At 60.9% G+C, this 25,334-nt stretch carries 17 protein-coding genes and 3 pseudogenes; 11 read left to right on the forward strand and 9 right to left on the reverse strand.

The window, feature by feature from the left end; all coding sequences use genetic code 11:
• Positions 1-124: 124 nt before the first annotated feature.
• The gene (locus RS887_RS09445) at positions 125-2,065 is read right to left on the reverse strand and encodes a BCCT family transporter (protein WP_322615278.1); all 1,941 of its coding nucleotides are present in this window, start codon (positions 2,063-2,065) and stop codon (positions 125-127) included.
• Positions 2,066-2,446: 381 nt separating this feature from the next.
• On the opposite strand from RS887_RS09445, the gene betI reads away from it, so the two are divergent.
• The 9 genes and pseudogenes from betI (at position 2,447) to yccS (ending at position 16,254) form a co-directional block, all read left to right on the forward strand.
• Positions 2,447-3,040 carry a transcriptional regulator BetI gene (betI, locus tag RS887_RS09450; RefSeq protein WP_111285509.1) on the forward strand — a complete coding sequence of 198 codons (594 nt, stop codon included), beginning with the start codon at positions 2,447-2,449 and terminating at the stop codon, positions 3,038-3,040.
• Between the two features lie 62 nt (positions 3,041-3,102).
• Positions 3,103-4,574, forward strand: a pseudogene (betB, locus tag RS887_RS09455) (betaine-aldehyde dehydrogenase).
• A gap of 179 nt (positions 4,575-4,753) precedes the next feature.
• Complete coding sequence (gene betA, locus RS887_RS09460) at positions 4,754-6,454, forward strand: choline dehydrogenase (RefSeq protein ID WP_322615139.1); 1,701 nt, start codon at positions 4,754-4,756, stop codon at positions 6,452-6,454.
• Positions 6,455-6,714: 260 nt separating this feature from the next.
• Positions 6,715-8,157, forward strand: a complete 1,443-nt coding sequence (locus RS887_RS09465; protein WP_322615140.1) for a TldD/PmbA family protein — start codon at positions 6,715-6,717, stop codon at positions 8,155-8,157.
• The gene (locus RS887_RS09470) at positions 8,157-9,494 is read left to right on the forward strand and encodes a TldD/PmbA family protein (protein WP_322615141.1); all 1,338 of its coding nucleotides are present in this window, start codon (positions 8,157-8,159) and stop codon (positions 9,492-9,494) included. Before RS887_RS09465 ends, RS887_RS09470 begins: the two co-directional genes overlap by 1 nt.
• Before the next feature lie 124 nt (positions 9,495-9,618).
• A complete protein-coding gene (gene mdtD, locus RS887_RS09475) occupies positions 9,619-11,046 on the forward strand; it encodes a multidrug transporter subunit MdtD (protein WP_322615142.1) in 1,428 nt (475 codons plus the stop codon).
• 105 nt (positions 11,047-11,151) lie between these two features.
• Positions 11,152-12,489 carry an ATP-dependent RNA helicase DbpA gene (dbpA, locus tag RS887_RS09480; RefSeq protein ID WP_416339955.1) on the forward strand — a complete coding sequence of 446 codons (1,338 nt, stop codon included), beginning with the start codon at positions 11,152-11,154 and terminating at the stop codon, positions 12,487-12,489.
• A gap of 142 nt (positions 12,490-12,631) precedes the next feature.
• Positions 12,632-13,810 carry an NAD(P)/FAD-dependent oxidoreductase gene (locus RS887_RS09485; protein WP_322615144.1) on the forward strand — a complete coding sequence of 393 codons (1,179 nt, stop codon included), beginning with the start codon at positions 12,632-12,634 and terminating at the stop codon, positions 13,808-13,810.
• Between the two features lie 261 nt (positions 13,811-14,071).
• A pseudogene (yccS, locus tag RS887_RS09490) lies at positions 14,072-16,254 on the forward strand (YccS family putative transporter).
• A gap of 154 nt (positions 16,255-16,408) precedes the next feature.
• Here the strand turns inward: yccS and RS887_RS09495 are convergent.
• Positions 16,409-17,147: pseudogene (locus RS887_RS09495) on the reverse strand (substrate-binding periplasmic protein).
• 257 nt (positions 17,148-17,404) lie between these two features.
• Here RS887_RS09495 and RS887_RS09500 point away from each other — a divergent pair.
• Positions 17,405-17,857 carry a GNAT family N-acetyltransferase gene (locus tag RS887_RS09500; RefSeq protein ID WP_322615145.1) on the forward strand — a complete coding sequence of 151 codons (453 nt, stop codon included), beginning with the start codon at positions 17,405-17,407 and terminating at the stop codon, positions 17,855-17,857.
• Between the two features lie 126 nt (positions 17,858-17,983).
• On the opposite strand, the gene RS887_RS09505 is transcribed toward RS887_RS09500, so the two are convergent.
• The 3 genes from RS887_RS09505 to RS887_RS09515 are packed head-to-tail and all read right to left on the reverse strand — an operon-like array spanning position 17,984 to position 21,006.
• On the reverse strand, positions 17,984-18,280 hold the full coding sequence (locus RS887_RS09505) for a winged helix-turn-helix domain-containing protein (RefSeq protein WP_085716427.1): 297 nt from the start codon (positions 18,278-18,280) through the stop codon (positions 17,984-17,986).
• 50 nt (positions 18,281-18,330) lie between these two features.
• A complete protein-coding gene (locus RS887_RS09510) occupies positions 18,331-18,837 on the reverse strand; it encodes a M48 family metallopeptidase (RefSeq protein WP_322615146.1) in 507 nt (168 codons plus the stop codon).
• Between the two features lie 45 nt (positions 18,838-18,882).
• Complete coding sequence (locus tag RS887_RS09515) at positions 18,883-21,006, reverse strand: putative bifunctional diguanylate cyclase/phosphodiesterase (protein WP_322615147.1); 2,124 nt, start codon at positions 21,004-21,006, stop codon at positions 18,883-18,885.
• A 323-nt stretch (positions 21,007-21,329) separates the two neighbouring features.
• Here RS887_RS09515 and RS887_RS09520 point away from each other — a divergent pair, with 323 nt between their 5' ends.
• Positions 21,330-21,998 carry a polysaccharide lyase family 7 protein gene (locus RS887_RS09520; protein ID WP_322615148.1) on the forward strand — a complete coding sequence of 223 codons (669 nt, stop codon included), beginning with the start codon at positions 21,330-21,332 and terminating at the stop codon, positions 21,996-21,998.
• Positions 21,999-22,188: 190 nt separating this feature from the next.
• On the opposite strand, the gene fba is transcribed toward RS887_RS09520, so the two are convergent.
• From fba to RS887_RS09540, 4 genes are all read right to left on the reverse strand, one after another.
• Entirely contained in the window at positions 22,189-23,253 is a 1,065-nt protein-coding gene (gene fba / locus RS887_RS09525) for a class II fructose-bisphosphate aldolase (RefSeq protein ID WP_007981624.1), read from the reverse strand.
• A gap of 268 nt (positions 23,254-23,521) precedes the next feature.
• Positions 23,522-23,854, reverse strand: coding sequence for an MliC family protein (locus tag RS887_RS09530; RefSeq protein WP_322615149.1), 333 nt, complete (start codon positions 23,852-23,854; stop codon positions 23,522-23,524).
• 56 nt (positions 23,855-23,910) lie between these two features.
• Entirely contained in the window at positions 23,911-24,132 is a 222-nt protein-coding gene (locus tag RS887_RS09535) for a hypothetical protein (RefSeq protein WP_008019897.1), read from the reverse strand.
• A gap of 35 nt (positions 24,133-24,167) precedes the next feature.
• The gene (locus RS887_RS09540) at positions 24,168-25,331 is read right to left on the reverse strand and encodes a phosphoglycerate kinase (RefSeq protein ID WP_322615150.1); all 1,164 of its coding nucleotides are present in this window, start codon (positions 25,329-25,331) and stop codon (positions 24,168-24,170) included.
• Between the last annotated feature and the right edge of the window lie 3 nt (positions 25,332-25,334).

Below are 25,334 nucleotides of genomic sequence, written 5' to 3' on the forward strand. Positions count from 1 at the left end.
GCACCGCGGTAGTTCAGACACAACGCATTATCCGGATTTACGACGGCTGCGCCGCCGAACGGGGGCAAGCCCCCTCGCCACAATGAAGTCTGCGGTGCATTCACTGCACCGCAGACCTCACAACTCAGCTATAAACCCGGCCAAGGAGCTGGCGATGGCTTTCAAACTGATCGAGCACGTCACGGGTGATCTGATCCTGGGTGAAGCCCATCAAGTCGTAGTCCTGGCTGCCGTTGTGCAGGTACACCTCGGCACGGTAGTAACGCTGACGCGCCTCATCGGACTGAGCCGATTCGGTTGGCGTGGCCAGGTAGCCGTCCAGGCTCACTTCGTAGACAAACGGGTTGCCCTCTTCCATCTCGACCCGTACGCCCATGCAACGCTTGGACTTGCCCAGCAGCGTCTGAACTTCCAGACCTTGAGCACGCATTTGCGCCGTCGCATCTTGCAATGCCGGGCTGACATGCTTGTCCATGAAACGCTGAACGACCGACTGGCTCGGTTGCAGGTCCAGTTGAGTCAAACGCTCAGTGAAACCACGGCGACCGCGTGCCGCCAGCTCCGCTTGTTCCTGTTCGATCTGTACGTCCTGGCGCATGGCCTTGTGCAAGCCGAACATGAAGAACACCAGCACCACCGAGAACGGCAGACCGGCCAGTACCACCATAGTTTGCATGGCTTCGAAGTTGCCGGCGAACAGCAGGCCGATGGTCACCAGGGTGATCACCACCGACCAGAAGATCCGCAGCCAGTGCGGCGCGTCTTCATCGACGGTGCCGCCCTTGCAGGACAGGTTGGCCATCATCACCGCGCCGGAATCCGCCGGGGTCAGAAACAGCACGAAGCCGACAAAGATCGACACACCGATCACCACTTTCGACGCCGGATAATGCTCAAGCAACTGGTAGATCGCCATGGACGGCTGCTCCAGCGCGGTCTTCCCGAGTTCTACCGCCCCATGGTTCATCACCAGGTCCAGGGCCGAGTTACCGAAGATCGACAGCCACGCCAGGGTAAAGCCCAGCGGAATCAACAGCACGCCGGCCACCAGTTCACGCACGGTGCGACCACGGGAAATACGCGCGATGAACATGCCCACGAATGGCGCCCAGGAAATCCACCAGGCCCAGTAGAACAGGGTCCACAGGCCCAGCCAGCGGTCGGACTTCTCGCTGTCGCCTTCGTACACATAGAGGTCGAAAGTCTTCAGCACCACGCCGTTAAGGTAGTCGCCGACGTTCTGCACGAAGCCGTTGAGCAGGTGCAGGGTCGGACCGAACAACAGGACGAAAATCAGCAGGCCGCTGAACAGCACGATGTTCAGGTTGGACAGGCGACGGATGCCATTTTCCACGCCCGACACGGCAGCGATGGTCGCCACGGTGCTCATCACAATGATCACGATCAGCAGGTTGGTGTTGCTGTGTTCCATGCCGAACAGGTTTTCCAGCCCCGACGACACTTGCAGCGAACCAATCCCCAGGTTGGTCACCAGACCCAGCAGGGTCACGAACATGCCGAAGCCGTCCACCGCATGCCCGGCCGCACCCTTGACCCAACGCTCGCCTACCAGCGGATACAGTGCCGAACGCAACGCCAGCGGCTGGTTATGACGGTAAGCAAAGTAGGCAACGGCCAGGCCGACCAATGCGTAAATCGCCCAGCCGTGCAGACCCCAGTGCAGGAAGGTCAGTTGCACGGCCTGACGGGCGGCAAGGTTGCTGCCGGCCACGCCTTCCGGCGGGTTGAAGTAGTGGTCCAGTGGCTCCGACGCACCGAAGTACAGCAACGAAATGCCGATACCCGAGGAGAACAGCATCCCCGCCCAGGCGCCGTAGCTGAAGTCCGGGGTGTCGTCCTTGCTGCCGAGCTTGAGTTTGCCGTAGGACGAAAACGCCAGGCCGACGACGAAAATCAGGTAGGCGGCAATCACCACCATGTAGTACCAGCCGAAGCTGCGGGACAACCAGGCTTGCGCCATACCCAGCATTCTGCCGGCCTCTTGCGGGGCGATGATCAGAATGGCGGTCAACAACAGAATCAACGCGGTAGAGGTGTAGAACACCCAACCGTTGACCGTCACCTTCTCGGGTGGGGTCTTTATAAGCGAGGCAGAACTCATGGCACAGATGCTCCGGGCAGTGCGAGAGAAGAACGCAAGACAAACGAGTTACCCGACCAATCGGTTAGTGGGCAGCCGACCGGCGGGTGATATAAAGACAGCCCGAAAAAAGCCCGAAGCCCTTGAGACGCCATGGCGTAAAGGCTTCGAGCCGTTTCGGATGTCGGTTTGCCGCCATTTACACGCAGGAAAAACCTGTAAGCAGCGACGATTTGTCGCAGATCTTATTCTTTGTTGATTGAACGTTCAATCAAAACAAAATAGACTGGCCCTCAAGCCGGTAGCCGTCTGACGTCTGCCGCAAGGCCCAAGGAGATGTGCAAGATGCCCAAGGTCGGTATGCAACCCATCCGCCGCCAGCAATTGATCGAAGCCACGTTGCTGGCCGTCGATCAGGTCGGAATGGGGGACGCCAGCATTGCGCTGATCGCCCGTTTGGCCGGTGTCTCGAACGGCATCATCAGTCACTACTTTCAGGACAAGAATGGCCTGATCGCCGCCACCATGGGGTACCTGATGACCGTCCTGAGCGAGAACGTCACCGCGCGCCGATTGGCGCTGACAGATGACAGCCCGCGGGCGCATCTGCAGGTGATCATCGAAGGCAACTTCGACGCCAGCCAGGTCAATGGCCCGGCAATGAAAACCTGGCTGGCCTTCTGGGCCACCAGCATGCACCAGCCGTCTTTGCACAGGTTGCAGCGGATCAACGATCACCGTCTGTATTCCAACCTGTGCTGCCAGTTCCGCCGCGTGCTGCCGCTCCATGATGCGCGCAGCGCCGCACGTGGCCTGGCAGCGTTGATCGACGGCTTGTGGTTGCGCGGCGCGCTGTCGGGAGATGCTTTCGACACCGAGCAGGCGCAACGGATCGCTTACGAATACATGGATACCCAACTGGCCAAGCGGGTGAGTTAGAGCACACATAGAACGCTCGACACCTGAATCGCGCCAACAACCAATGCACTTGCGAGGACAATATGGCCCGTTTCGAACTGCAAAAACTCTACATCGATGGCGCGTACAGCGACGCCAGCAGCGACGCCACTTTCGAAGCCATCAACCCGGCTAACGGTGAAGTCCTCGCAAAAGTACAACGTGCGACCAAGGAAGACGTCGAGCGCGCTGTGGTCAGCGCCGAAAAGGGCCAGAAAATCTGGGCCGCAATGACCGCCATGGAGCGTTCGCGCATCCTGCGTCGCGCCGTGGAAATCCTGCGTGAGCGCAACGATGAACTGGCTGCTCTGGAAACTCTGGACACCGGTAAAGCATTCTCCGAAACCAAATACGTCGACATCGTCACCGGCGCTGACGTGCTGGAGTACTACGCAGGCCTGGTACCGGCCATCGAAGGCGAGCAGATTCCGCTGCGCACCACCTCGTTCGTCTACACCCGTCGCGAGCCGCTGGGCATCGTGGCCGGTATCGGCGCATGGAACTACCCGATCCAGATCGCCCTGTGGAAATCCGCACCAGCCCTGGCCGCCGGTAACGCGATGATCTTCAAACCGAGTGAAGTCACCTCGCTGACCACCCTGAAACTGGCCGAGATCTACACCGAAGCCGGCCTGCCGAACGGTGTGTTCAACGTCCTGACCGGTAGCGGCCGTGAAGTCGGCACCTGGCTGACCGAGCACCCGCGCATCGAGAAAGTCTCCTTCACCGGCGGCACCGACACCGGCAAGAAAGTCATGGCCAGCGCCTCGGCTTCCTCGCTGAAAGACGTGACCATGGAACTGGGCGGCAAGTCGCCGCTGATCATCTGCGACGACGCCGACCTCGATCGCGCCGCCGACACCGCGATGATGGCCAACTTCTACAGCTCCGGTCAGGTCTGCACCAACGGTACTCGTGTGTTCGTGCCGAGCCACCTGAAAGCCGCCTTCGAAGCCAAGATCGTTGAGCGCGTTGCGCGCATCCGCATCGGCAACCCGGAAGACGAAAACACCAACTTCGGCCCGCTGGTCAGCTTCGCCCACATGGAAAACGTGCTGGGCTACATCGCCAAGGGCAAGGAAGAAGGCGCCCGCGTACTGTGCGGCGGTGAGCGTCTGACCGACGGCGATTCGCCAAAGGTGCCTTCGTGGCCCCGACCGTGTTCACCGACTGCACCGACGACATGACCATCGTCCGTGAAGAAATCTTTGGCCCGGTGATGGCGATCCTCACCTACGAAACCGAAGAAGAAGTGATCCGTCGCGCCAACGACACCGACTTCGGCCTGGCCGCCGGTATCGTTACCCGCGACCTGAACCGCGCGCACCGCGTGATTCATCAGCTGGAAGCCGGTATCTGCTGGATCAACGCCTGGGGCGAGTCCGACGCGAAGATGCCGGTTGGCGGCTACAAGCAGTCGGGTGTTGGTCGTGAAAACGGCATCAGCTCGCTGAACAACTTCACCCGCATCAAATCGGTACAGGTCGAGCTGGGCGATTACGCCTCGGTGTTCTAAGACCCGAGTCCTGTATTGCCTGCGAGGCCGCCTTCGCGGGCAAGCCCGCTCCCACAGGTTTGGTGTCGTTCGCCAAATCTGTGGCAACCCCGATCCTTGTGGGAGCGGGCTTGCCCGCGATTCGAGTGCGCAGCACTCGTCAGGCCTGACCTGAACACCATTCAAAGAGGGTGCATTCAATGTCCCAAGAATTCGATTACATCATCATCGGTGCCGGCTCCGCCGGTAACACCCTGGCGACCCGTCTGACCGAAGACGCAGGCGTCACCGTCCTGCTGCTCGAAGCCGGCGGCCCGGACTACCGTTTCGACTTCCGCACGCAAATGCCGGCCGCCCTGGCGTTCCCGCTGCAAGGCCGTCGCTACAACTGGGCCTACGAAACCGATCCGGAACCACACATGGACGGTCGCCGCATGGAGTGCGGTCGCGGCAAGGGCCTCGGCGGCTCTTCGCTGATCAACGGCATGTGCTACATCCGCGGCAACGCCATGGACTACGACGGCTGGGCCAAACTGCCAGGCCTGGAAGACTGGACTTACCTCGACTGCCTGCCGTATTTCCGCAAGGCCGAAACCCGCGACATCGGCCCGAACGACTACCACGGTGGCGAAGGCCCGGTCAGCGTGACCACGCCGAAAGCCGGCAACAACCCGCTGTTCCACGCCATGGTTGAAGCGGGCGTGCAGGCCGGTTACCCGCGCACCGAAGATTTGAACGGCTACCAGCAGGAAGGCTTCGGCCCGATGGACCGCACCGTGACGCCGAAAGGCCGTCGTGCCTCCACGGCCCGCGGTTACCTGGACGTCGCCAAGAAGCGTTCGACCCTGACCATCGTCACCTACGCCCTGACCGACAAGATCCTGTTCGAAGGCAAGCGTGCGGTCGGCGTACGTTACCTGGTCGGCGCGGCTGAAGAGCGCGTTGAAGTCAAAGCACGCAAGGAAGTGCTGCTGTGCTCCGGCGCCATCGCTTCGCCGCAGATCCTGCAACGCTCCGGCGTCGGCCCGGCGAAACTGCTGCAAAGCCTCGACATTCCGGTGGTCCACGACCTGCCGGGCGTCGGTGAAAACCTGCAGGACCACCTTGAGTTGTACCTGCAATACGCTTGCACCCAACCGGTCTCGCTGTACCCGTCGCTGCTCTTGCACAACCAGCCGGCCATCGGTGCCGAGTGGCTGTTCAACGGCACCGGCATCGGCGCCAGCAATCAGTTCGAAGCCGGTGGTTTCATTCGAACCCGCCCGGAATTCGAATGGCCAAACATCCAGTACCACTTCCTGCCGGTAGCGATTAACTACAACGGCAGCAACGGTGTGAAAGAGCACGGCTTCCAGGCGCACATGGGTTCCATGCGTTCGCCTAGCCGTGGTCGCATCCAGGTCAAGTCCAAGGACCCGCGTCAGCACCCGAGCATCCTGTTCAACTACATGGCCACCGAGCAGGACTGGCAGGAATTCCGCGACGGCATCCGCCTGACCCGTGAAATCATGCAGCAACCTGCACTGGACGCCTTCCGTGGTCGCGAGATCAGCCCGGGCATCGAAGTGCAAACCGACGAGCAGCTGGACAAGTTCATCCGCGAACACGCTGAAACCGCCTTCCACCCGTCCTGCTCGTGCAAGATGGGCACTGACGAAATGGCCGTGGTCGATGGCCAGGGCCGTGTGCATGGCATGCAGGGCCTGCGTGTGGTCGATGCCTCGATCATGCCGATCATCACCACCGGCAACCTCAACGCGCCGACGATCATGATGGCCGAGAAAATCGCCGACAAGATCCGTGGCCGCAAGCCGTTGCCGCGCAGCACAGCCACTTACTATGTGGCAGGTGGAGCGCCGGTGAAGGGCAAGCCGGTGCGGGAAGTGAGCCAGACCGCGTAACACCGTTACACCGCATCAAGGCTATTCGCGAGCAGGCTCGCTCCCACAGGGGATCTTCAGTGAACACAATATTTGTGAACACCAGAAATCAAATGTGGGAGCGAGCCTGCTCGCGAAGAGGCCCTGAAGAACAACTCACTAATCCCCTCCCACACCGCTCCATCCTTGATCCCACCCCCCACGCAGGCCTACTCTAGCGCCACGCAAACGTTTCACCCTCCCCTCGCAACATCGACGCTCCATACCCAGGAGGTTCACGAATGTTCGATTTCTACCCCCAGCTCAAGCAGCGCTTCGCTGCCTTGCGCACGGGTGCTGAATTCTTTTCCCTGCGTTATGTGCGCGAATCCGGGCAGTACCTGTCGGTGCGCAAGAACGTCGCCGAACCGCCAAGCCTGAGCCGAGACGAAGGGGCGATGCTGACCGTGCGGGTCAATGGCGTCGAGGCTTATGCAGCGACCAGTGATTTGTCGCAACAAGGCCTGCAAGCCGCCCTCGAACGCGCCGAGCTCCAGGCCCGTCGACTCAAGCCCCACGCCTTGCTGGACCTGCGCGAGCAGGCTGTTTCCAGCGACCGCGCCGATTACTTTTCGCCCAACCTCGACCAGGCCTTCCCGTCCCTGAGCGACTGCTACCAACTGCTCGGCACCGAGTCGGCCGCCGTGCCCAGGGACGAGCGCCTGGTGAACTGGCAGGTCAGCCTGGGTATCACCCACGTCGAGCAGATCTACCTCAACAGCGCCGGTGCCGAACTGCGCCAGACCCAACGCTTTGTGTACCCCGGCCTGGACGTCACGGCCTACGACGGCAACGACAGCCAGACCCGCAGCCTGGGCCGCGAGAACTTCGGCCAGCAAGGTGCGGCGGACGTCATCAGCCGCTGCGGGCTGATCGGCGCCGGTGCCCAGGTGGCCGATCAGGCCCTGCAATTGCTCCTGGCGCCGAACACGCCCCAAGGCAAGCGCGACCTGCTGCTGATGCCCGACCAGATGATGCTGCAAATCCACGAATCCATCGGTCACCCGCTGGAACTGGACCGCATCCTCGGCGACGAGCGCAATTACGCCGGCACCAGCTTCGTCAAAACCGAAGATTTCGGCCGTCTGCAATACGGTTCCGGCCTGCTCAACGTGACCTTCGACCCGGACATCCCCGAGGAGCTTGCCAGCTACGGCCATGACGACGACGGCACACCCGCCAGCAAGCAGTTCCTGATCCGCGAAGGTTTGCTGCTGCGTCCGCTGGGCGGTGCGTTGTCGCAATTCCGCGCCGGCATGGACGGCGTCGCCAACAGCCGTGCCTGCGGCTGGAACCGTCCACCGATCGACCGCATGGCCAACCTCAACATCGAGCCCGGCGATCAGTCCATCGAACAGCTGATCGGCGGCATCGAACACGGCGTGCTGATGTCGACCAACCGTTCCTGGTCAATCGACGATGCCCGCAACAAATTCCAGTTCGGCTGCGAGTGGGGCCAACTGATCGAAAACGGCGAACTCAAGGGTGTGGTGAAGAACCCTAATTACCGGGGTATCTCCGCGCAGTTCTGGAAGAGCCTCAGCGCCGTCGGCGATGCCAGTACCTTCAGGGTCCTCGGCACACCGAACTGCGGCAAGGGTGAACCGAACCAGGTGATCCGCGTCGGCCACGCGTCACCGGCCTGCGTGTTCAGCAACGTCGATGTATTCGGAGGAGACGCCTGATGAATCCTTCAAACAGCCCGTCCGCGTCGTTCAAGGCGCTGGTCAGCAGCCTGCGTAAAGCGCTTCGCGAGCCCGAGCAGTTCACCCTCAGCTACGCCGCCGAATCGTCGGCCTTCGTGCGTTTCAACCACGCCAAGGTGCGTCAGGCCGGTCAGGTGCAGCAGGCGAGTATCGGCCTGAAGCTGATCAACGAAGGCCGCCATGCCGACCTGAACATCACCCTGGCCGGCGATCCCCAGGTTGATCTGCAACGTTTGACCGAAGGCCTGCAACAGCTGCGGGAAACCTTGCCGCTGCTGCCTCAGGATCCTTATTTGCTGCTCAACCACAATGGCTGGCAGAGCAACAACGTGCAGTCGCATCCACTGCCGGACACCGAGCAGGTGGTCGCGCAGATTACCCAGGCCGCCGAAGGACTGGATCTTGTCGGTTTCTACGCTGCCGGACCGATCAGCCGTGGCTTTGCCAGTTCTTCGGGTGCCTTCGGCTGGCATCAGGCCAACAGTTTCAATTTCGACTTCAGCCTGTTCCACGAGAATGGCCAGGCCGTGAAAGCCAGCTATGCCGGGCACGAATGGAGCCGCGAAGGCTTTGCCAAACGCTTCCAGCAAGCCCGCGAACAGCTTGAGTTTCTGGGGCGACCGCTGCGCACTTTGGCGCCCGGCCAGTACCGCGCTTACCTGGCACCGGCGGCGCTGGAAGAAATCATGGGCATGCTGTGCTGGGGCGGTTTCTCGGCACAGTCGATTGCCAGCAAAAGCAGCCCGCTGCAAAAGCTCTACGGTGGCGACAGCGCTTTCAGCCCGCTGGTCTCGCTGGATGAAAAAGTCAGCGGCTCGCTGAGCCCGGCGTTTTCCGATGAAGGTTATCCACGCAGTGATCTGGGGTTGATCGTCGATGGCAAGGCCGGGGCACAACTGGTCAGCTCGCGCAGCGCAGCGGAATACGGTTTGACCGCCAATGGCGCCAGCGGCGGTGAATCGCCGAGCGCGCTGAACATGAAAGCCGGGCTATTGCCTGACACTGACATCCTCAAACAACTGGGCACGGGGTTGTACATCAGCAACCTGTGGTACCTGAACTTCTCGGATCAACCGGCCGCACGCCTGACCGGCATGACCCGCTTTGCCACGTTCTGGGTCGAGAACGGCGAGATTCAGGCACCGGTCAGCACCATGCGCTTTGATGACAGTGCCTTCAGCCTGCTCGGTTCGCAGCTGGAAGCGTTGACCGCGGAGCGGGAGTTGTTGCTGTCGGCGAGCACCTATAGCCAGCGGGCGACGGCGTCGGCGTTGTTGCCGGGGGCGCTGGTCAGCCGACTTACGTTGACCCTGTAAACACGCATACCCCTGTAGGAGCGAGCTTGCTCGCGATGGTTGCTGAGACGCCGCATTTTTCCAGACAGAACGCGTTATCGTTCACGACCATCGCGAGCAAGCTCGCTCCTACACAAGAGGTCCCATGCCCAACCGCCCGCCTCTCGACGCCGTCACCGCCCGCTGGGTGCCGTGGGTCGTCGCCATCGCGTTTTTCATGCAGTCCCTCGACGGGACGATTCTCAACACCGCCCTGCCGGCCATGGCCCGCGACCTGGCCGAAGACCCATTGCGCATGCAGGGTGTGATCATCGCCTACATGCTCACGGTCGCCTTGCTGATTCCCGCTTCGGGCTGGATCGCCGATCGTTTTGGCACCAGGAAGATCTTCTTCAGCGCAATCCTGCTGTTCAGTCTCGGCTCGCTGCTCTGCGCACTGTCGGGCAGCCTGAGCATGCTGATCGGCGCGCGGGTGATTCAAGGGCTGGGCGGCGCTCTGATGCTCCCGGTCGGGCGCTTGGTAGTATTGCGCGCCTACCCGCGCTCGGAACTGGTGCGAATCATGGGTTTCATCACCATTCCCGGGCTGCTCGGCCCGTTGATCGGCCCGACCATGGGCGGCTGGATGGTGCAATACCTGACCTGGCACTGGATCTTCCTGATCAACCTGCCGGTGGGGTTGGTCGGTTGCTACGCCGTTTGGAAATTCATCCCCGACCTTCGTGGCTCCGAGCGCACTCGTTTCGATAGCCTGGGTTTCGTGCTGTTCGGTGCGGCGATGATTCTGATCACCATCGCCATGGAAGGCTTGGGCGAATTGCACCTGCCGCACCTGCGGGTGATGTTGCTGCTGTTCGGCGGCATGGCGTGCCTGGCGGCGTACTGGCTACGCGCCGGGCATGTCGAGAATCCGCTGTTTGCGCCGTCGCTGTTCAAGACCCGGACCTTTGCCGTGGGCATTCTCGGCAACCTGTTCGCCCGTCTCGGCAGCGGTGCCCTGCCCTTTCTGGTGCCGTTGTTGCTGCAAGTGGCGCTGGGTTACTCGCCGTCCCAGGCCGGGATGAGCATGCTGCCGCTGGCGGCAGCGGCGATGATCGCCAAGTGGGTGGCGCGGCCACTGATCGAGCGTCTGGGTTATCGCATGGTGCTCACCGGCAACACCCTGGCGCTGGGCATCATGCTGGCGAGCATGGGCCTGGTCAGCGAGCAGACGCCGTACTGGCTGCTGCTCTGCCTGCTGGCGATCCTTGGCGCAATCAACTCCTTGCAGTTCACCGCGATGAACACCGTGACCCTGATCGACCTCGACGACGCCAGCGCCAGCAGCGGCAACAGCCTGCTGTCGGTGGTCGCGCAATTGTCCCTGAGCCTGGGGGTTGCGTGTGCGGGTGCGCTGCTAGGCGGGTTCACGGCAGAGATTGGAAACGACGGTGTAGACACGGTCCTGGGTGCATTTCAGCTGACCTTTGTGACCGTCGGAATCATGGCGATGTTGGCCGCAACTATCTTTTCCCAGCTCTCAAAGCAAGACGGACGGCGTGTCAAACGTCCGGAACAGCACATCGAACCTTAGGGCGAATGGCCATCGGACTGGTACACTGCGCGACATTTTGTTTTGCAGGCCAGTCCCGTGACCACCATCGCCACCGAATTTAATACTTTGCCGCTGTCCGCCGCCATGCTGGCTAACCTCGACTCCCTCGGTTATGCCCAGATGACGCCGATCCAGGCGCAAAGCTTGCCGGTGATCCTCAAGGGGATGGACCTGATCGCCCAGGCCAAGACCGGCAGCGGCAAGACCGCCGCATTCGGCATCGGCCTGCTGAACCCGATCAATCCGCGCTACTTCGGCTGCCAGGCGCTGATCCTGTGCCCGACCCGCGAGCTGGCCGACCAGGTCGCCAAGGAAATCCGCCGCCTGGCCCGTGCCGAAGACAACATCAAGGTCCTGACCCTGTGCGGCGGCGTATCCCTCGGCCCGCAGATCGCCTCGCTGGAACACGGCGCGCACATCATCGTCGGCACCCCGGGGCGCATCCAGCAGCACCTGCGCAAGGGCTCGCTGGTGCTTCACGGCCTCAATACCCTGATCCTCGACGAAGCCGACCGCATGCTCGACATGGGTTTCTACGACTCCATCGAAGAAATCATCATGCAGGCCCCGGAACGTCGCCAGACCCTGCTGTTCTCCGCCACCTACCCGGTCGGCATCAAGCAGCTGGCGTCGAAGTTCATGCGCAATCCGCAGCAGGTGAAGGCCGAAGCGTTCCACGACGATACGCAGATCGAACAGCGCTTCTACGAGATTTCCCCGGACGACCGCATGAGCGCGGTGACCAAGGTGCTTGGCCACTTCCGCCCGGCATCCTGCGTGGCGTTCTGCTTCACCAAGCAACAGGTTCAGGAAACCGTCGATCACCTGACCGCCAAAGGCATCTCCGCCGTCGGCCTGCACGGCGATCTGGAACAGCGTGACCGCGACCAGGTGCTGGCGATGTTCGCCAACCGCAGTACTTCGGTACTGGTCGCCACCGACGTCGCCGCCCGCGGCCTCGACATCGACTCGCTGGACATGGTGATCAACGTCGAGCTGGCCCGTGACTCCGAAATCCACATCCACCGCGTGGGCCGTACCGGTCGTGCTGGCGAGAAAGGCCTGGCCATCAGCCTGGTCGCGCCGTCCGAAGCGCAGCGTGCACAAGCCATCGAGCAATTGCAGAAGACGCCGTTGACCTGGGACCAGGTGGACAACCTCACCTCCAAGGGCGGCGGCCCGCTGCTGCCGCAGATGAGCACCCTGTGCATCGCTGCCGGCCGCAAGGACAAGGTTCGTCCGGGCGACATTCTTGGCGCACTGACCGGTGACGCCGGCATCCCCGGTGCCCAGGTCGGCAAGATCGCGATTTTCGACTTCCAGGCCTATGTGGCCGTGGAGCGCGGCGTCGCCAAGCAGGCCTTGCAACGTTTGAATGACGGCAAGATCAAAGGCCGTTCGATGCGCGTTCGCATCCTGTAAGTACGACGTATATCCCTGTGGGAGCGAGCTTGCTCGCGATGGCGGACTGTCAGACAACAACTATGTTGAATGTGCCGGCCTCATCGCGAGCAAGCTCGCTCCCACAATTGTTTTTGTGGTGACACATTTAGAGGACACCGTTTTGCGCTCTACCGAAGTCGTGATCATTGGCGCTGGCGCCGCAGGGTTGATGTGTGCACTGACCGCCGCCGGGCGCGGGCGCGAGGTGTTGCTGCTTGACCATGCCAACAAGGCCGGCAAGAAAATCCTGATGTCGGGCGGTGGCCGCTGCAATTTCACCAACATGTACACCGAACCGGGTAATTTCCTCTCGCAGAACGCGCATTTCTGCAAATCCGCCCTGGCCCGTTACACCCAGTGGGATTTCATCGGTATGGTGGCCAAGCACGGCGTGCCGTATCACGAGAAAAAACTCGGCCAGTTGTTCTGCGATAACAAATCCAGCGACATCCTTGAAATGCTGCTCGACGAGTGCGATCAGGTCGGCGTCAGCCTTCACCTGGACACCTCGATCCAGACCATCGAGAGGCTTGAGAAGGGCTACTTGCTGGACACTACAATGGGTCAGATCACCTGCGAATCGCTAGTGATCGCCACCGGCGGCCTGTCGATCCCGACCCTGGGCGCCACCGGTTTCGGCTACCAGGTGGCCAGGCAGTTTGGCCATGAGCTACTGCCGACCCGCGCAGGCCTGGTGCCGTTCACCATCACCGACCAGCTCAAGGCTTTGTGTACCGAGTTGTCCGGTACCTCGGTGGATTGCCTGGTGAGCTGCAACGACCAGAGCTTTCGCGAGAACATCCTGTTCACCCACCGCGGCCTCAGCGGCCCGGCGATTTTGCAGATTTCCTCGTTCTGGGAGTCCGGCGATACCGTCCTGATCAACCTGCTGCCGGATCACGACGTACCGGACTGGCTGCAACAGCAACAGGCCGAACGTCCCAACAGTGAGTTGAAAACCCTGCTCGGGGAAATTTTCACCAAGAAGATGGCCAACCTGCTGGCGGACAACTGGTTCGTCTCCAAACCGATGAAGCAGTACACCCACGCGGAACTGGCCGATATCGCGGAAAAACTGGCGAGCTGGAAAGTCGTGCCTGCGGGCACCGAAGGCTATCGCACCGCCGAGGTGACCCTGGGCGGCGTCAATACCAATGAGGTGTCGTCCAAGACCATGGAATCGCTGAAAAGCCCGGGGCTGTATTTCATCGGCGAAGTGCTTGACGTGACCGGGCATCTGGGCGGGTTCAACTTCCAGTGGGCGTGGGCGTCGGGTTACGCGGCCGCGCAGTACGTCTGATCCAAAAACCTACACACCCTCCTGTGGGAGCGAGCTTGCTCGCGATGGCGGCCTATCAGTCAACATCTCTGTTGAATGTTATGGCCTCATCGCGAGCAAGCTCGCTCCCACAGGTTTCTCGGCCAGCCACAAAACTTGTGATCAACCAGGTCACCAATGCTCAAAGGAACAGATTTTGCTGTCTGATGTGATCGGCGCCATTGCGTCGGCGTCATTAGTGGCTCAATTTAGCGTCATTGCCTCGGAAGGCCTTCGCATTTCATGTCATCGACTTCGTTCCGCCAGTCTCTGCGTCGCCTTTGGGCGCTGGATAAATTCAGCTACAGCGTGCGGGTATTCATCGCCCTGACCGGCACCATGGCATTGTGCTGGTATCAGGACGAAATGGGCCTGCTGATCCCGTTGTTCCTGGGGATTATCGCCAGCGCCCTGGCCGAGACCGACGACAGCTGGCAGGGCCGTCTCAACGCGCTGGCCGTGACGCTGGTGTGTTTCGCCGTTGCCGCCCTGTCTGTCGAACTGCTCTTCCCCTACCCCTCACTGTTTATCATCGCCTTCGCCCTGGCCGCGTTCTGCCTGACCATGCTCGGCGCCCTCGGCGAACGCTATGGCGCGATTGCCTCGGCGACGTTGATTCTGTCGGTCTACACCATGATCGGCGTGGACCAGCGTGGCGGTGCGGTCACCGACGTCTGGCATGAGCCGGTACTGCTGGTGGCCGGTGCGGCCTGGTACGGCCTGCTCTCGGTGTTGTGGCAGGCGCTGTTTTCCAATCAGCCGGTGCAGCAGAGCCTGGCGCGGTTGTTCCGCGAGCTGGGCTTTTACCTGAAGCTGAAATCCTCGCTGTTTGAGCCGGTCCGGCAGATGGATGTGGAGGCGCGGCGCCTGGAACTGGCCCAGCAGAACGGCCGGGTGGTGGCGGCACTGAATGCCGCCAAGGAGATCATCCTGCACCGGGTCGGTAACGGCCGACCGGGGTCGAAAGTCAGCCGCTACCTGAAACTGTACTTCCTCGCCCAGGACATCCACGAACGCGCCAGCTCTTCGCACTACCCTTACAACGCCCTGGCCGAGGCCTTTTTCCATAGTGACGTGCTGTTCCGCTGCCAGCGCCTGTTGCGCCAGCAAGGCAAAGCCTGCCGGGCCCTGGCCGAATCGATCCAGATGCGCCAGCCGTTCACCTATGACGCCGGTTTCGCCGAAGCCCTGAACGACCTGGATGCCTCCCTCGAACACCTGCGCATCCAGAGCAACCCGGCCTGGCGCGGCTTGCTGCGTTCACTGCGGGCACTGGCGGCCAACCTCGGCACCCTCGACCGCTTGCTCAGCGATGCCAGTAACCCTGACGCCCTGGCCGACGCCACCGACAGCAGCTTGCTTGACCGTTCACCGCGCAACCTCAAGGACGTGTGGCTTCGCTTGCGCACGCAGCTGACGCCGACCTCGCTGCTGTTCCGCCATGCCCTGCGATTGCCCCTGGCGCTGAGCATCGGCTACGCCATGGTGCATTTGATTCACCCGTCCCAAGGCTACTGGATCATCCTCACGACGCTGTTCGTCTGCCAACCGAACTACGGCGCCACCCGCCGCAAACTCGGTCAACGGATCATCGGCACCGCCATTGGCCTGACCCTGGCCTGGGCGCTGTTCGACCTGTTCCCGAACCCGCTGATCCAGTCCTGTTTCGCCATTGCCGCCGGGGTGGTGTTCTTTACCAACCGCACCACCCGCTACACCCTGGCGACGGCGGCAATCACCTTGATGGTGCTGTTCTGCTTCAACCAGGTGGGTGACGGTTACGGGCTGTTCGTGCCACGGCTGTTCGATACCTTGCTCGGCAGCCTGATCGCCGGGCTGGCGGTGTTCCTGTTCCTGCCGGACTGGCAGGGACGGCGCCTGAACAAAGTGCTGGCCAACACCCTGGCCTGCAACAGCATTTACCTGCGCCAGATCATGCAGCAATACGCGGTGGGCAAAAGCGACGACCTGGCCTACCGCCTGGCCCGCCGCAACGCGCACAACGCCGACGCGGCGCTGTCGACCACACTGGCCAACATGCTGATGGAGCCCGGGCATTTCCGAAAGGAAGCGGACGTGGGCTTCCGCTTCCTGGTGCTGTCACACACGCTACTGAGTTACCTGTCGGGCCTTGGCGCACACCGGGAAACCCAACTGCCGGCGGACGTACGCGAGCACTTGATCGAAGGGGCAGGGGCGAAACTGGCCACCAGCATCGACGCGATCGCCCAAGGGCTGGCGAGCAAGTTTCGATCGAGATTCAGAGCGATGAAGAAGAAGCACTGGCCAATGAACTGGAACAGATGCCCGATGAAATCGATGAAGGCCAGCGGCTGGTGCAGACGCAACTGGCACTGATTTGCCGTCAGCTCGGGCCGTTGCGGACATTGGCGGCGCATCTCATCAAGGATACGAGTGAGGATTGAGAATTCTGCTGTCTGAGCGGGCCTCTTCGCGGGCAAGCCCGCTCCACAGGGTTATCTGGTGGTCACAAGTTTTGTGTTCGCCTTCGCCCACTGTGGAGCAGGGCTTGCCCGCGAAGAGGCCGGCAAAAACAACATAGATTCTGGATCAGCCTACTCACATCCCATGCTGCTTCATCAACTTGTCGCAACTCCCGTCCGCCTTCATGGCCGCGATCTCGCGGTCGAAACCGGCGACGATCTGCTCATGCTGCGGATTCTTCAGGCTGACCAGAATGTGCAGGCTGTTCTCGCTCAAAGCCTTGGGCAGGAATTCCACGGCGTTGCGTACCTTGGGTGACTCGCGGGCCAGGTAGTAGCGGGCAACGTACTCATCTTCCAGCGTCAGCTTGACCCGGTCGGCCGCGACCATGCGCACGGCCATGGCGAAGCTGTGCACAGGGACTTTCTGCAATGAGTCGTCCTTGTCGAACTCAGGCGAATAGGCGTAACCGCGCACGATGGCAATCGGATACGTGTGCAATTGCTGCAGATTACTGAACTCGATGGGCACGTCTTTGCGCTTGAGAAAACGCACGCGATTGAGCAGGTACTCGCCGGAAAACTGGCCGAGGTCTTGTACGCTCGTCGTTATACCAGGCGTTGACCAGCACGTCGTATCGGCCCTCGCCCAATCCCATCAAGGCCCGTGCCCAGGGCACCTGTTCGAACTCACTGGCATAGCCGGCCCTGGCGAGCGCGGTACTGACAATGTCCGTGGCCAGACCACCGTTGACGAGCGTGGAATCGGTAAAGGGGGGCCAGGCATCAGCGACCAACCGCAGTTTTTCTGCCGCCGCTCCCTGAACCAGCAACAGCAATCCAATCAAGGCAAAAGCTCGATGCAATCGCGGCATGCTAGAAAATCCTTAGCGGGCGGATTGCCCGACGTGTTTTCAGCCAAAACCCCAAGGCCCCGTACCGGCAAGACCCGGGTGCTAAACATTAGCTCATCGAAGCCACAGCACAGCGCTTCGATCCAGATTACACAAAGAAGACATCCACGCGAGAAATGAATGATGGCATTTTGGCCTATGTCACAGATTCTTCCGCCATAAAGACTTCTGGCGTGAGTGCGCTTAGTATCGGAACGACGTTTTCAGGGAATCAAAACATGACAGTCGACTGGATCTGCAAACACCACAGCGACCTGGGCAAGGAGCAGCTGTACGCCATTTTGCAGCTGCGCGCCGAGGTGTTCGTCGTCGAACAGAAATGCGTTTACCAGGATATCGATGGCCAGGATCTGGAAGGTGACACCTGCCACGTGATGGCCTGGGACGGTAACCGGCTGGTGGCCTACCTGCGGCTGCTTGACCCGCAGTCACAGGGCGGCGACGTGGTGATCGGGCGGGTGATCATCGCCCCGCAGGCACGCGGCGCCGGGTTGGGGCATGAGTTGATGGAACAGGCGCTCAAACAGATCGAGAAATACTGGCCCGGTCTGCCGGTCTACCTCTCGGCCCAGGCGCACTTGCAGGGGTATTACGGGCGGTACGGGTTTGTCGTGGCGGGTGAGGAATATGTGGAGGATGGCATTCCACACATCGGGATGCGCCGCCCTTAAAGGCCTCTTCGCGAGCAAGCCCGCTCCCACATTTGATCTCTATCGCACACAAAACCTGTGTGCACTGCTGAACTAATGTGGGAGCGGGCTTGCTCGCGAAGGCGTCAGTCAAAACACTGAAAGACTTCAGGGATACTCGAGCACCGCCTTGATCTGCCGAAGGTTACGCTCGATCCACCCGCGATCGATCGCACCCCACTCGCGAATCCGATAGCGTCCCGCATGGTTGCGCGCGCCCTCTTCCTGCTCGAATTCACACACGATATCCAGATCCGCCAACGCCGCGATGGTGTCCTGTGCCGTGCGCCGGGGCATGCCGGTGACGTCGGTCAGCGCCGGGACGTTGCTGGCCAGCCCGCTGTCGATCAGGTACGCCACATACAACCGGCGATAGAAGCTGCTCTTGGTCTTGCTTACGTCCATCCGACGCTCCTGAAAAATCGTCCGGCCGCGGCCCGAGCCTGCGGCAGCTACTACGCGCCGGCAGGTGCCGGCAAATCCCGCCACGTCAGGTACACCCGCACATCGAATTCCACCTGGTGATAACCCGGCAGCATGTGCTCGCACAGTTTGTAGAACGCCTTGTTGTGGTCCGACTCCCTGAAGTGCGCCAATTCATGCACCACGATCATTTTCAGGAACTCGGACGGCGCTTCCTTGAACAGCGAAGCGATGCGGATTTCCTTCTTCGCCTTGAGCTTGCCGCCTTGCACCCGGGAGATCGTGGTGTGCAGGCCGAGGGCACGGTGGGTCAGGTCCAGGCGGTTGTCGAACAGTACCTTGTCGATGGCCGGAGCATTACGCAGGAACTCCTGCTTGAGGTCCAGGGCGTAGGTGTACAGCGCCTTGTCGCTCTGCACCCCATGCTTTTGCGGGTAACGCTGGCTCAGGTAATCGCCCAGCCGACCGTCGGTGATCAGCTGGCGCACCTGAGCCTGCAAGGTAGCAGGATAGGCCTGGAGATATTTCAACACGGTCATCGGGGCGGCAATACACGTCACTAAAAGGTCGCCAGTGTAGCGAATTCAGCAGGGCAGCGCGCTCCAGTCAAACGGCTGGACAAACCGTGCGGTGTCTTCGGCCATCATCGGCCGGGCCACCAGGAAGCCCTGCACATATTCACAGCCGTTGGCCTTCAGCCATTCATACTGCGCGACGGTTTCCACCCCTTCGGCAATCACCAGCATCCCGAACTGTCTGCACAGGTCGATCACACTGCGCACCAGCGCCGCATCCCGTACCGACTCCGGCAAACGGGCGATCAGATGCCGGTCGATCTTGAGGGTATCCAGCGCCAGGTCGCGCAAGTGCGACAGGGAACACGGTCCGGCCCCGAAGTCATCCAATGCCACGCGTACGCCCAGATTGTACAGCAGGCGCAATTGCTTGCGGGTTACTTCGGGGTTGTGCATCAAGGCCTCTTCCGTGACCTCGACTTCCAGATGATGGGGTTGCAAGCCATGGCGCTCCAGCACCTGGCGCAATTCAGTGACCAGATTGGGCATGCCGAACTGGGTACTGCTCAAACTGACGCCGAGCACCAGGTCCTCGGTAAACAGGGGCTCCCAGGCTTTGCGTTGCCCGGCGCTGCGATGGTAGATCCAGCTGCCCAGACGACTGATCAGCCGCGCCTCTTCCAGCAGTGGCAAAAACAGCCCAGGGGGGACATCGCCAACGCTCGGATGCTGCCAGCGCAACAAGGCTTCGAAGCCACGAATCCGCCCGTCGGCAATCGCAACCTGAGGCTGATACACCAGATTGAAATCCCGGTTCTCGATGGCTGTGCGCACACTTTCTTCCAGCATCAACCGCGAGCGCGCCCGGCCGTTCATATCGTGATCGTAGAAGCGATACTGCTGGCGACCGGCACGTTTGGCTTCGTACATGGCGATGTCAGCCGCGCGCAGCATCCCGTCGAGATTGGCGCCACAATCAGGGAATGTGGCGATGCCGATGCTGGCACCCAGGGCGATATCGAGGCCGTCGACCTGCTGACAGATCGACACTCGCTCGATGAGCTTCTCGGCAATCTTCGCCGCTTGCTCGGGGAACTCCAGATCCAGCAGCGCAGTGAATTCGTCGCCACCCATCCGCGCCAGAATGTCGAAGGGCCGCAAGCAGGCCTTCAACTGTTCGGAGACCCAACGCAGCACCCGATCGCCAGCATCGTGCCCGAGCGAATCATTGACGCGCTTGAAGCCGTCGAGGTCCAGGTACATCAAGACCCAGGCACTGTCGGAACGCTCACCGCGCAACAGCAGGTTCTCTACGGTCTGGTAGAAACCCCGGCGATTGAGCAACCCGGTCAGCGGATCGGTGACCGCCTGAAATTCCAGCTGCTGATGCAGATGACGCACCACCGACATGTCCAGCACGGTCACTACCATCGCATGTTGCTCGGCAGGCAACGGCGCACAGGACAAGGCCACCGGCACCTGCTGGCCGGGCGCCGTACGCAGCAGGGCATCGTGCAGGCGCAGGGTTTCGCCGCGTTTGTATCCGGCCAGCCACTCGGAGTCGGCCCAGATCGGGATATGCGGTTTTTGCAGGTAGTCCAGAAACTCCTTGCCTTGCAGTTCCTGCACCGTGGCATTGAGCAACCGCGACATCGCCGGATTGGCAAAACGAATCAGGCCGTCCTCACCCAATACCAGAATGCCTTCGGCAGCGTTATCGAGCACCGACGCATTAAAGGCACGAGCGGATTCCAGATCGTGACTCAGGCGTTGCAAGGCCCGGCGGTTTCGCTGGTGTTCGAGCAATGCCTGAACCTTGGGCGTGAAGACCTGTGGGTCGAACGGCTTGAACAGGTAATCCACCGCACCGCTGGCATAGCCCTTGATCACTGCGTCCTGGGACTGCTCGTTGGCGGTCAGGAAAATGATCGGCGTGAGACGGGTTCGCTGGCTACCGCGCATCAGGCGCGCCACTTCATAACCGTCCATGCCTGGCATCTGCACGTCCAGCAGCACCAGGTCGATATCGTGTTCAAGCAACAAGCCGAGGGCCTCGAAGCCCGAGGCGGCAGTAATGACCCGCCAGTCATGGCGCTGTAACAACGCGCGCATGCTGATCAGGTTTTCGGGGTAATCGTCGACGACTAAAAGGGTTGAGCTGCCTTCTACTGGCGTGGGTTGCGCGCATTCCATGCTGCTTCTCTTATTGCGGGGCGTCAGACCGGCTTCTCGTGAAAACCGGACAAATACTGTGACTTCACTCTAGACCCGGTTCTGCAAAAGCAGAAGGTGTCAGTGAGCCATCATTTAATCATAGTGTCTTTTTACCGACTAACGGTCGATGGTTCAGGCGATGGAAACCGGGAAAGATGGCGTTTCGACAGGATGTTGACGTCAGCCACCCGTCAGACAGGCGTTAACAAAATCTCCCGCTACGCTTATAAAGGCCGACCCCGAAGGTGCGGGCTAGAGCATCTGGCACGTCCGTGCAGCATGAATCAAGTGGAAGAACCGACATGATCGACCTTGCAACCTGGAACCTCAGCGTCCCCGTCGGCAGCCCGCCGTACACCGTCGAAACCTCCAAGCTGGTGGATGGCTTCAAGGATCAATACTTCCATTCCGACACTGGCACGTTGTTTTTCTGGGCGCCCGTGACCGGTTCCCGTACCGAAAATGCGATTTATCCACGCACCGAACTGCGTGAAACCTACAGCAATGGCACACTGAAAAACTGGTACTACCCGGACGCCGACAACTTGTTGCATGCCACGCTGGCCGTTAACCAGGTGCCCAGTTCCGGGAAAATCGTCATCGGCCAGATCCATGCCTACCAAAGCCAGAAACCGCTGGTGAAGGTCGAATACCAATACAAGACAAGTACAGCCACCGGCAACATCGTTGCCAAAGTCCGGATGCATCCGGATGACGATGAGGGTCGGGTGATCATTGTTGCGACGGGGGTGAAGCTCGATCAGCAGTTCAACTATCTCATTCACCTCAGCCCCGGTGGTGCCTTGGGCATCAGCGCGGCGGGCTATAACTGGAATACGCAAATCAGCACAACCTGGCGCGACAAACCGATGTACTTCAAGGCTGGGGTCTATGTGCAGGACAACACCGGGTACACCACTGAAGGCGGGAAAGTGACCTTCAGCAAGCTGGATATCGATCACAACAATTGATATCGAGGCACTGTTAACCTTGTGGGAGCGGGCTTGCTCGCGAAGGCGTACTGTCAGACGACATTAATGTTGAATGACACACCGCTTTCGCGAGCAAGCCCGCTCCCACACTGACCGCGTCGACCACGGGTCATCGCCCATAAAAAACCCGCCTTTCGGCGGGTTTTTATGCAGCTCAAACGCAGAAGGCTTAGTTGACCTTGGCGTTCAACTCACCTTTCAGGTAACGCTGATACATGCCTTCCAGCGAGATCGCCTTGATCTTCGAAGCGTTGCCGGCAGTACCGAAGGCTTCGTAGCGAGCGATGCACACGTCGCGCATGGCGGTCACAGTGGCGCCGAAGAATTTACGCGGGTCGAATTCGCTCGGGTTGGTAGCCATCAGACGACGCATTGCGCCAGTGGATGCCAGGCGCAAGTCGGTGTCGATGTTGACCTTGCGCACGCCGTGCTTGATGCCTTCGACGATTTCTTCAACCGGTACGCCGTAGGTTTCCTTGATGTCGCCGCCGTACTGGTTGATGATCGCCAGCCACTCTTGCGGAACCGAAGACGAACCATGCATTACCAGGTGAGTGTTCGGAATGCGCTTGTGGATTTCCTTGATGCGGTCGATCGCCAGCACGTCGCCGGTAGGCGGCTTGGTGAACTTGTAGGCGCCGTGGCTGGTGCCGATGGCGATGGCCAGGGCATCAACCTGAGTGCGTTTTACGAAGTCAGCGGCTTCTTCCGGGTCGGTCAGCATCTGGCTGTGATCCAGTACGCCTTCGGCGCCGATGCCGTCTTCTTCACCGGCCATACCGGTTTCCAGCGAACCCAGGCAGCCCAGCTCGCCTTCTACCGAAACGCCACAGGCGTGGGCCATGGCCACGGTCTGCTGGGTCACGCGCACGTTGTAGTCGTAGTCGGTCGGGGTCTTGCCGTCTTCACCCAGGGAGCCGTCCATCATCACCGAGCTGAAGCCCAGTTGAATGGAGCGCTGGCAGACGTCAGGGCTGGTGCCGTGGTCCTGGTGCATGCACACCGGGATGTGCGGGAATTCTTCGATGGCTGCCAGGATCAGGTGACGCAGGAACGGTGCACCGGCGTATTTGCGAGCACCGGCCGAAGCCTGGACGATCACCGGGGAGTCAGTCTTGTCAGCGGCTTCCATGATGGCGCGCATCTGCTCAAGGTTGTTGACGTTGAAGGCTGGAACGCCGTAGCCGAACTCGGCTGCGTGGTCCAGCATCTGGCGCATGCTGATAAGTGCCATTGTATGTATCTCTCCCGGTTGAGGGTCGTTAATCGTGCCAGCCTGCCGTAGCGGCGGCGGCTATTCAAGTTATTGCAGATCGGGGGTTAAGCCCGGGCTGCGAATTTGGTGTTGCATCAATCTCAATCACGACACAAAACAACTGTGGGAGCGGCGGTGCGACGTTTCGACTTGCTCGCGAATGCGATTTAACATTCAACATTTATGCAAGCTGATCCACCGCTTTCGCGAGCAAGCCCGCTCCCACATGGGGTCCGTGGTGTTTCAGTTATTGCGCCTTACAACCGCGGCCAATCAAATCATTGGTGGCGACCCAGTAAACCAGGCCTTCCTCACCTTTTATGTGAAACGCCAGCATGTCATTGCTGTACAGCGAACCCGATGCGCCCGGTTCCTGCTTCAAACGGTAGACCTGATCGGCACCGCCCAGGCGCACGTCGACTTCCCTAAGGCTGTCGTCGGTGTAACGCCAAACCACTTTGGCCTGGCTGTCGCAGGTCCAGGTGGTCCAGTTATCCACAGGTGCGGACGACTGGAACAGGTTCAACTGAGCACAACCCGCCAACAGCGCCAGCGCCGTAACGGCGATAAAACCTTTCATCCGTGTCCCTCGGCTGACGGCACACGCCGCCAGCCCTGAGTAAAGAGTCAGACCCGTCAAGGGCAGCCATGTTCCTTGGCGGGTGCCTGGGTCTCGTATTTGTCCAGGCCCTCGGGCCCGGAGCGCTTGTTGAGCACCGGGTTGGTTTCCGCCTGCCAGTCCGCCTGATAACAGCCGTTGCGTGACGCCGGCGCCTCGGGCTCCGGCGTGGCTTTCGGGCTGCTCCCGCAAGCCGCCAGTGAGCCCGCGACGATCAACAGCGCTAACGTCTTGACCATGTCCACACTCCCTTGCCGGGTCAAACGGGCGACCCTCAGGCCTTGGCCCGGCTTTCCAGGACTTCAACGGCTGGCAGCACCTTGCCTTCGACGAATTCGAGGAACGCGCCACCACCGGTAGAAATGTAGGAGATCTGCTCGGCCACGCCATACTTGTCGATGGCAGCCAGGGTGTCGCCACCGCCGGCAATGGAGAACGCAGCGCTGTCGGCGATGGCCTGGGCCAGCACTTTGGTGCCATTGCCGAATTGATCGAACTCAAATACGCCAACCGGACCGTTCCACAGAATGGTCCTGGACGACTTCAGCAGCTCGGCGAAATTCGCGGCGGTCTGCGGGCCGATGTCGAGGATCATGTCATCGGCAGCGACGTCAGCGATCAGCTTCACTGTTGCAGCAGCGCTCTCAGCGAATTCCTTGGCAACCACCACGTCCACTGGCAGCGGCACGCTGACTTTGGCGGCGATGGCACGAGCAGTGTCGAGCAGGTCCGGCTCGTACAGCGACTTGCCGACCGGGTGACCGGCAGCCGCCAGGAAGGTGTTGGCAATGCCGCCGCCGACGATCAACTGGTCGCAGATCTGGCTCAGACTGTTCAGTACGTCGAGTTTGGTCGACACCTTGGAGCCGGCAACAATGGCAGCCATCGGCTTGGCCGGAGCACCCAGGGCCTTGCCCAGCGCATCCAGTTCAGCAGCCAGCAGCGGGCCGGCAGCGGCGATCTTGGCAAACTTGGCCACGCCGTGGGTCGAACCCTCGGCACGGTGCGCGGTACCGAAGGCGTCCATCACGAACACGTCGCACAGGGCGGCGTACTGCCGGGCCAGTTCGTCGGCGTTCTTTTTCTCGCCTTTGTTGAAGCGCACGTTTTCGAACAGCACGATGTCGCCGGCCTTGACGTCAACGCCGCCCAGGTAGTCAGCCACCAGTTGCACTTCACGGCCCAGGGCGCGGCTCAGGTAGTCGGCGACTGGCTTGAGGCTGTTCTCGGCCGAGAACTCGCCTTCGGTCGGACGGCCAAGGTGCGAGCAGACCATCACGGCCGCGCCTTTTTCCAGGGCCAGCTTGATGGTCGGCAGCGAGGCCAGGATACGCGCATCGCTGGTGACAACACCGTCCTTGACTGGGACGTTGAGGTCTTCGCGGATCAATACGCGCTTACCTTGCAGATCGAGGTCGGACATCTTCAACACGGTCATGGG

This window comes from Pseudomonas sp. BIC9C (assembly GCF_034541995.1).
GTDB classification, from domain to species: Bacteria; Pseudomonadota; Gammaproteobacteria; order Pseudomonadales; family Pseudomonadaceae; genus Aquipseudomonas; species Aquipseudomonas fluorescens_CC.